Origin of the sequence: Shigella sp. FC1967 (genome assembly GCF_001743005.1) — a bacterium.
Taxonomy (GTDB): domain Bacteria; phylum Pseudomonadota; class Gammaproteobacteria; order Enterobacterales; family Enterobacteriaceae; genus Proteus.
In genome coordinates this window covers 1-9,035 of sequence record NZ_MIIZ01000488.1, presented here as the reverse complement: position 1 = coordinate 9,035, position 9,035 = coordinate 1, and the positions used below count along the sequence as shown (strand labels likewise).

Annotated in this window: 9 protein-coding genes and 1 pseudogene; 1 reads left to right on the top strand and 9 read right to left on the bottom strand. The window is 34.0% G+C overall.

Annotation, left to right across the window (positions count from 1 at the left end; translation table 11 throughout):
• The first annotated feature begins 416 nt into the window (after nucleotides 1–416).
• Complete coding sequence (locus BHE89_RS04235; RefSeq protein ID WP_286145877.1) at nucleotides 417–1,823, top strand: methyl-accepting chemotaxis protein; 1,407 nt, start codon at nucleotides 417–419, stop codon at nucleotides 1,821–1,823.
• 234 nt (nucleotides 1,824–2,057) lie between these two features.
• On the opposite strand, the gene BHE89_RS04230 is transcribed toward BHE89_RS04235, so the two are convergent.
• From BHE89_RS04230 to BHE89_RS04205, 9 genes and pseudogenes are all read right to left on the bottom strand, one after another.
• The gene (locus BHE89_RS04230) at nucleotides 2,058–2,918 is read right to left on the bottom strand and encodes an MrpH family fimbial adhesin (RefSeq protein ID WP_069369663.1); all 861 of its coding nucleotides are present in this window, start codon (nucleotides 2,916–2,918) and stop codon (nucleotides 2,058–2,060) included.
• Between the two features lie 11 nt (nucleotides 2,919–2,929).
• Nucleotides 2,930–3,586 carry a fimbrial protein gene (locus tag BHE89_RS04225; RefSeq protein ID WP_128860316.1) on the bottom strand — a complete coding sequence of 219 codons (657 nt, stop codon included), beginning with the start codon at nucleotides 3,584–3,586 and terminating at the stop codon, nucleotides 2,930–2,932.
• A 555-nt stretch (nucleotides 3,587–4,141) separates the two neighbouring features.
• Nucleotides 4,142–4,872, bottom strand: a pseudogene (locus BHE89_RS27370) (fimbria/pilus periplasmic chaperone).
• Nucleotides 4,873–4,898: 26 nt separating this feature from the next.
• Entirely contained in the window at nucleotides 4,899–5,024 is a 126-nt protein-coding gene (locus BHE89_RS26875) for a hypothetical protein (protein WP_353615103.1), read from the bottom strand.
• Between the two features lie 46 nt (nucleotides 5,025–5,070).
• On the bottom strand, nucleotides 5,071–5,796 hold the full coding sequence (locus BHE89_RS23685) for a fimbria/pilus outer membrane usher protein (RefSeq protein WP_171742460.1): 726 nt from the start codon (nucleotides 5,794–5,796) through the stop codon (nucleotides 5,071–5,073).
• A gap of 155 nt (nucleotides 5,797–5,951) precedes the next feature.
• Nucleotides 5,952–7,196 carry a fimbria/pilus outer membrane usher protein gene (locus BHE89_RS23680; RefSeq protein WP_216080982.1) on the bottom strand — a complete coding sequence of 415 codons (1,245 nt, stop codon included), beginning with the start codon at nucleotides 7,194–7,196 and terminating at the stop codon, nucleotides 5,952–5,954.
• Nucleotides 7,165–7,362 carry a FimD/PapC N-terminal domain-containing protein gene (locus BHE89_RS23675; protein ID WP_171742458.1) on the bottom strand — a complete coding sequence of 66 codons (198 nt, stop codon included), beginning with the start codon at nucleotides 7,360–7,362 and terminating at the stop codon, nucleotides 7,165–7,167. Before BHE89_RS23675 ends, BHE89_RS23680 begins: the two co-directional genes overlap by 32 nt.
• A gap of 76 nt (nucleotides 7,363–7,438) precedes the next feature.
• A complete protein-coding gene (locus BHE89_RS04210; RefSeq protein WP_077885159.1) occupies nucleotides 7,439–7,963 on the bottom strand; it encodes a fimbrial protein in 525 nt (174 codons plus the stop codon).
• 60 nt (nucleotides 7,964–8,023) lie between these two features.
• Nucleotides 8,024–8,575, bottom strand: coding sequence for a fimbrial protein (locus BHE89_RS04205; RefSeq protein WP_069369658.1), 552 nt, complete (start codon nucleotides 8,573–8,575; stop codon nucleotides 8,024–8,026).
• Between the last annotated feature and the right edge of the window lie 460 nt (nucleotides 8,576–9,035).

The following is a 9,035-nucleotide window of genomic DNA, read 5'->3' as shown; positions in this document are numbered from 1 at the left end:
AAACCGTGTTTATTGTGTTGTGGTGAACTTAAATTTTTTACCCATTTTTCTTTTTAATCAAAATCAACCCCTCGCAACAAGCCAATTAATAACACTGAAATACTATTTCATTATGGTATATGATCTGCATTAAGAGTTTGAAAATAGAGTAAAAAACTAATTAGCATCATTGATTGAGAATTGTAATAAGTGTTTGTATCGATAATTCTGATTAATAAGTAAATAAAATCTATTTCGTGCCGATAAATGAGTACATTTGTATTATTTTATTGCCGGGGTAGATTATTTCATGAGTATTGAAAGATCAGCTAAAGTAGGTTCTATCATACTGTTAGCCATTTTTCTTTATTATCATCTGTATTGTCGTCGTTTTTTTTATTTATAGAATGCAAGAAAACTTCGCATCATTGGATTCCTTGAATACCAGATTGAATAGTGTTCAAGAAGCAAGGTATGAATTAGCGACGATTCGTTCTCACGTTAACTACCTCATGTTGTTGAAAACGATGACGGATGAGAACAAGCAAGAAACAATTAAATCACTGGTTGCTGAAGCGAAAGAGCTTGCAGAAAAATCAAAAGCAACGATTACACATTGGGTCGGTGTGAAGAAGATAAGCCCTGATGCTCAACGTAATTCAGAACAACTATCCGTATTATTCTATTATCTTCTAGATGAACTTATTGCACCTATTGATACGCTAGATTATACAGAATCAAACCTTTCCAGTGACTTCAATCGGTTATCTGATCTTTTTGATGAATATCTTATCATCACTAAAGGTGTAAATGATGATATTAAAGCACAGCAAGCTTGGATGGTGCAGTTGTCACTTTATACGACTATCATTGCGTTGGGGATCATTCTGGTGCTTCTTTATATTGTCATTCGCTGGGTAAATAAAACGTTTATCTTTAATTTGAATACGCTGTCAGCTATTTTGCAGAAAGTGGGAGAGGGTGATTTAAGTTTCACACTGCCTAAGAAACGAAATGATGAGTTTGGCACTTTATTCTCTAATGTGGGGGATATGCAAACGGCGCTAACATCAACGATTCAACTTGTTAAAGAAGAAGCACTAGAGATCAAAAAAGGTTCAGCAGAAATTGCTTCTGGTAACCAAGATCTCTCTTCTCGTACAGAGGAGCAAGCAAGTGCTCTGCAACAAACAGCCGCAAGTATGGAAGAGATAAAAATAGCAGTGGTGAATAATACTGATAATGCGATTTTAGCAAACTCCATTACTGCAGAGACACGCGATTTAGCGATTGATGGTTCTAACATTATGAATGATGCAATTAACTCGATGAAGAAAATCGAGATAGGAACATTAAAAGTTGCTGAAATCAATGATGTGGTTAATAACATCGCAAGCCAAACGAATATTCTGGCGTTAAATGCAGCCGTTGAAGCGGCGCGTGCAGGTGAGCAAGGCCGTGGATTTACGGTTGTTGCAACAGAAGTGAGAAATCTAGCTGCAAGAAGTGCAGATGCGGCGCGTGAAATTAACCAAATTATCAGAGAATCTGTTGCGGATGTTGCGCATGGTAGAGAGTTGGTTAATAAAACGGGGGAACATATGCAAGAGATCGTTTCTTCTATTACTAAAGTCAGCGATATTATGCAGGGTATTAGTATTGCATCAGAAGAGCAAAAAGTGGGTATTGAACAGATCGCAGTAGCCATTAACCAAATGGATTCTGTTGTTCAGCAAAATGCGGCATTAGTTGAACAAGGTGCAACTTCGACAATGATTTTAGATGAGAAAGCACAAAACTTAACAGATAAAGTATCAATCTTTAAGGTTAAAGAACAAAACTAATAAGTCAAATTAGTCACTCAATATCGTATAGTAAAATAAGCTCACTTTGCTCGAGATAGTAGAGTGAGCTTTTTCCTTTTTGTTCTATCAGTATGGGAGATCTGTTGATAGTGAGAAATAAAAAATATGCGGTATATCAGATAAAAAGGTCGGTCTTTAAAAAGTGAGTTTTGTATAAAAGTTTAAACAAACCACTTTTACACAACAACTCACTCGAGATGCATGTATAAAATTTTATACATACGACATAATAACATAAGCAAAAGCTGAGAATGGTCCAGGCTCTACTTGACCTGTAGGAGTGAAAAGAGTAGATGTAACCGTAAATCTGTTATCCTTAGCAGATAGATTGAACAGAGTCCTATTTACAGCGGGTTTATCATTAATAGTGAGTAAGCTATATAGTTCATTTTCTTTTAATCTTACTCTAGTACCTATATTAGGATTACTATTTTCTTCATTAGGACTCATTAACGATAAATACATCTGAGCATTTTGGTTGCAACGAATGATAAAATCACCAGACACCGTATTTCCTTCAGCTTCATCTGCAACGAGTTCGCGGTGATCCAAATCAATACCAGCGGTTTCTAAAGAACATTCTACATCAGGCGGATTAGGTAGACTACTGCACTCGCCCCCTGACATTATTTTATATGACATATCAGCACCTGATGTAGATATACCAATTGCTCCACACCACACGATACCTTCACCTATTCTATTTGGTGCTGTTGCTTGGTTTACATAATAGTAGGAACCCAAACGCTCATATATTGCTGTTAAAGCGTCACCAACAGTTCTACCTCTAAAATAAATATTTTCTTGTTCTGGATCTAGATAACGCTCATCACCAGGACCACGAGATAAAGTCTGCGTGTTTACGCCTACCCAACACCCTCTCGAACAATTAGCATTTAAAGGTTCTTTTGATTTTAAACCTTCTTCACTTAAATATAAAACTGAAGTATATTCGAACTGTTTAGTTTCTGGAGCACTTGGATTAATTCTATATTTAGGAATACTTACATACCAAGCATTGTTAGCAAAAGATAGCATAGGAAAAAATAATAGAAATACAAGTAACTTTCTCATAATATATGACCTTATGGATATTCCAATACGAATGTCGCTGTCGCCAAAAACTCACCAAAACCGAGTGACTTATCTCTTAATACTCTATCATCACCTTTAACAAAGGCTTTAAAAGCTAAAACGTTATAGCCACTAATTAAGCCCATAGCCTTTGTACTTTGGTTTAGGGGTAAAAATTTTCCACTATCTGTTTCTATACCAACCCCTACCCCAGAGGCGACACTACTGCTATCCAATGCAAGAAAACCACCTAGTCCCTCACCGGAAGAAGGCTTCCCAGTAAAAGTAACAATAACAGAATTGGCTATATAAGTTTTACAATCATCTAATTCAATAGAAAAAGGGATACTACGTGTTCTATCGTGTATATAAAGATATTTGCCAATAATTTCGCCAAATTCTACATCTATAATCTTATTTCTTATTTTACAAGGCGCGTTTAATATTGAACCATGAATATAGATGCTGGTCTGATTTATTCCTGAAGAAGCAGAATAGGAAAATATTAGGTATAAAAAATAAGAACAAATATTATTAAAATTATTTCTTTTATCATTTTCATAATAAATATCTCTATTCATAAGATAGTAAAAAAGTAAAATAATCGCTGTATAGTTGCTCGCTTTTAAATCTTGAGAGATTCGTACAGGCGCTAAATTGTAAGTCAAAATATTTGACCAGGCTGCAAAATCTCAGGTGTCGTATATTCATTCAACGATATTGTCTTCTTATCTTTATCAAGAATAGATAAACCAAAACCTTCTGCGCCAGTAACAGAAACTAGATTAGGGTAAAAAGGAACTGTTTGGCATAAAATTTTATTTTAACAGATGGTTGAATATGACTCCAAAAAGAAGTATCCAGCTTTTTTATTTGTTGCACTTGCAGGTGTTCTAATACAATCTATTAGTTCAATAGAAAAAGGTATTGATTTACCCACTTTCCCAATATTTTTGAAGTTCAGCAGTACCAATAATACCTAAATCAATTTCTTGATATTTAGATGTCATTGCCAATTTTGCAAGGACTTTCAACAAGAGAGCCATAAACATAAAGTTGCCCTTTAGCACCATCAATACCTTCAGTACTAGTGTATGGTCGGAATAGCGTTTGATTGGGATCTTTTTGTGCCATTGCATTTAAAGATAAAGAAAAAAACAACTAATCCAACAACTTTATACAAAATAAAATTTTGATAGTTTCATCATTAGCCTTTTTTCTTTTTACAGCGCATTTATTTGCTTACACAAGAAAAAAGATACATGAGAACGTCCACCATAATCATTAATATACGTAATCACAGGTTTAGAACCTAATACTGATGGATTAACATTTATAGTATCTTTACCAAATGGCGCTAACATGATTGGATTGAAATTAGGATCTGTTTTTACTTTTTTCATCCTTTGCCATATTAACAATAGTGACATAATATGGAGTTGGATTTTCAACAGTGTAGTTACTACCATTTTCTTGTAGCACTACTTTTTTCTTGCCATGGATTATTAATAATATCCGTTCCACTCATAATTAACTTTTCTGGTCTATAGAAAAGCTTAATTTTAGTTTGTAACGCTAGTTGCAATACATTAACTTTTTCACTCTTAGGTGGGATCTCTCTTAGATTAAAATAAAATATACTTCTCTGTCTTGAGGTAATGCTTGTAAGACATTAATAGCTTCTATTTTAACTTGCGTCGGTTTTCCAGGTTCAACTCGCTGTACAGGAGGAACAACAACAAATGGCGACTGAATTTTAACGCCCTTATCATTTTCTATCCACGCTTGAGCAAGATAAGGTAGTTTTTCACTTGTATTTGCAACATTTAAAGAAAACAGATTTTTTATCTCCTTCAAATATCACTCGTGTACGGTCTAAGGAAAGTGCTGCTTGTGCACTCGTGGAAATAACACATAATAACCCGATACAAAAATTTTTATTTAGAATAGTCATAACGTCAGCTCTATTAGAATTAATTTTTATTCCATAACATCGGAACATACTAGTATTAAAGATTGGCCATTGTTTTCTATTTTATCAGGGAAATTAATTTGGCATTTTTTATTTCCATCCCAGCTAACAGTCATTGATTCATTTGGATTAATACCTGTTATATAAGCATTACCAAATTCACCTACGATGCCGGTATTTCTATCTTTTTGAATTCGTTATTTGAGCTGCAAAAGGAGGATAACTTCCATCACTTAATCTAATAACAACCATTAATTTCATACCTGAATTAACTTCAAATTTACGATAACCAATAGCACCTTCAGTCAACGTTGCTAATAATACGTTGTCATTAACCTCAGCATTCTCAGGAAGGTTATTAATATCAATTTTAATTTTATTTTTATAATAACTATTCACTTCAGGTAAGACGGCCTTGCCGAAAGCATTTGTATAGACAGGAGTGCTATATCCTTGAACTGGGATATTTGCAACACCATCGGTATCAACTAACAGACGTGTACCACCAGGTAAACTACTTCTATGTATGGCCCCACCATTCATTGTCATAGTCAAACCACCCTGCATATTCAAACCAAATGCCGTATATTGATTATGAACATAATCTGCAGTCGCACTTAACTTAGCATTATTCATTTCATGATAAATATAAGCATTAGCAAGAGCACCTTTACGTTGATTACCCGCACTTATTCTATATGAAGTGTTGTCATCAATGCGATTGAAGAAGCCAACGCTATTTGAAATATTATTATCATTATCAATGTTTGAACTATAACTTAAATTACCACCAGTTCCCCAAGGCATGGTCATACTTACATAAGCACCTTGGTCATTACCCCAATTACTTTTATTTTTAAAGAGACTTAATGATAAAGATAAAATTTTTATAATTACCGATATCAAAATATTTTATTGCAGTGAAATCATAACGGTTTTGGTCAGGCTGATTCCAATATGTTTGGTAACGATAATTTAAACCTGTTGAAAGTCGATAATCTCTAAAGTTTTTACTTAGTGTAACGGTATATAATTCTTTTTGGTGATTATCCCGAACACCATTATTTTGTTGAGCATCTAAAAAATTGAGACATGCTCATAAAATCACGTTCAGAAAAACGGTATCCAGCAAATTGTATTTGGCTATCTATATCATCAAACCTTTTCGAATAACTGATTCGATATGAACGACCTTGGTACTTATCCTTGTCACCACCATTATAAAGCTTAGCAATAGATTGAGTTACATCAAATGACAGTGCACCCAATACAAGTAAATCACGTCCAAAACCAACAGAAAACGCATTATAATTTTGGCTATTAATACTACCTGCAAATAATGACCAGCCGTTTGTTACCCCCCATGAGAACTCACCAGTGGCAAATACATCCCCATTAACTCGGTGATCCATATCTGCTGGGCGTCCAAAACCGACTTTATATCTCACTTGTCCAGGACGAGTGAGATAAGGGATTGTTGCAGTATTAACTTGATACTCTTGAACACGTCCATCTTGCTCTTCAACTCTAACGTCTAAAGTACCACTAACTGCACTACTTAAATCTTGAATGCTAAAAGGTCCGGCGGCAACTTGAGTCTGATAAATAATTCGTCCTTGTTGCGAAATAATGACTTGAGCACTGGTCTGTGCGACACCATTAACCTCTGGAGCATACCCACGTAAATTGGGTGGTAACATAGATAAGTCAGAACCTAATACCGCACCAATAAATCTAAATGTATCAAATAGATCTGATTCTAAATAAACTTCTCCCAACGTTAATTTAGCTTTTAGCTGGGAAATTGCACGATAAGCATAAAATCGGCTCCACTTAAAATCTGTATTTACAGCATCTTGAGAGCCTGTATCATGGTTTAAACGTCCTTGCCAATCACCACGAACACGCCAAACACCTAAGTTAATACCAGCAACACCATTACTATTTAACGAATATGTATTATTTCCTGACTTATGGGGTCTATGTGTTTTAGCATTTATATTGTAGTCAAATATAAGTCCAGAGATACCTTCATCCCAACGTGAAGCGGGCTCCCATGTTGCATCTGAATATTCAATATAGGCTTGAGGCATACTAATATGTAATGTCAATGTACTAAGATCACCCGTATAAGTTGCACCAGAGAGTGAACTCCAATCAAGGCAACTTCCATCATTTAGCCAAGTGGTTTGTTTCAGTATTTCTGGTTTTAGGGCTAATAATGAAACTTGTTCTGGTGATAAACAGACTGAGCTACCTGTTTCTCGAGATTCATCAGCATAAAAAAGTGATTGGTTGTTCAGCAATAACATTTTCGTTAAGCTGAATTTTTAATGTGTAGGTTCCTGGTAGAATATACCCTGATTTAGAAAACTGAGTGACATCAATATTTTCGCCATCTTCTAAATTAAACATATTTGCACTAAATTCAAATGCGTTTGAATATGCCGGATTAAAAATAAAAAAAGGCACTTATTATGATCAGTTTCCTTACTAATACATTTTTTTATTTTCAATAATAACATTATGATTATCCGAATAATTAGAATTAGTAATAACTGATTCTATAAATAATAATAGTATGAAAATCACCAGCTTTTATATCTGAGCCATCAGTAATAAGTCTTAATTTATAATTTAAAAGCATATCCCCAGGTGAGATTTGTATTTTATCCATACTCTTCCCTGGTATAGCTAATTGCTCACGGGTATCTTTTATTTGTAAAACAACGCCTTTTGCATCTCCATTGACGGTATAATAATTACCATTATTAGCACCATCAAAAGTTACATCGAAACTTTCCCACAGAAAGTTTTCTTTTTCTGTTGACACTAACTGACAATCTATCAATTTAATTGAAAATGTTTTTTCTGGTGATGCGCCATATTGAGACATATATGAAATAGGAATAATACCTAAATTTATTGATTGATCCTCACTTCCTGTATCAATTAAGCAGGGTGTCTCAACTATAGTCCCCCTCATATCGACTCGACCATGTCCTGGTTCTGTGGACGAATACGTATATGAAGTGACTAATAATAATGATAAAAGAGATATCCATTTTTTCATTAATAGTTCCAATTAGCAGAACAGGTCAGTTTTATTAATATAAAACTGACCTGCTATTTCTTATTGGTATGCTAAAGTAAAGTTAGCGGTTGCGTAGAATTCACCGACTTTAATAGCGTCATCAGCTGCACCACCTAGACCTTTCACATAAGAAGCGAATTGTAGAGAGTTAGGACCAGTAGTTAATTTGTGTGGTTTAGTGGCAACGTTGTTCAATACTTTGTTGTTACCAGAAGTAATTACAATACCAGCACCCATTGCTTCTTTACCATCAAATCCAACTAAGTTGGTATCTTGACCTGCATCAGTGAAGCTAAATGTAGTAGTAACTTGTTTTTCAGTTAAGTCAGAAATATCACAGTCAGCTAATTCAATGCTAAATGTTCTAACATGACTTTCACCGGTGTTATTATTCGCGGTCAGTGCTTTACGAGATATTTGACCGAAATCAACTTCGATTGGATTATCTGATTCTATTGAGCATGGAGCATCAATAATATAACCGTGGAATTTAACTTGACCAGAACCTTGACCTTGTCCACCAGCAGCAAATGCTGACGAACTTAAAGCTACGGCAGTAGTAATTAAAGTAGCAAGAATAACCTTTTTCATACTTTTCCTCTATAATATAAATAACATCTTATTAACTTTAACGGATGAACACTTTAAAGAATGATGGACATAAGCATCTTATCTCCATAATAAGATAAGCATAATTTTCCTTTTAATTTTAAATAAAGGAATATTATGTTTACCCATTAAGGTAAATGCTAATGGAATAAGTTTTTTAGCTTAATATGAAAATAAAACTTATTTAGTATGTAATATTTATTTAAATAAAAGGATTAAGGAAATTATTAGTTTCAGATGTTCTTATCAAAAATATCTAAATATACATTTTTGATAAATTCATCAATAGAGACGTTTAGGATATTAAGTATAATAACGAGTATATTGGCTGTAATATTAAAACATTACATTTTTATCTAAACGTTTGTTTTTTTTTGGGTATTTAATAACTCAGCCAGTTTTTACTTGTCATCAGTCATTAACTCATGAAACGTTTTTTACG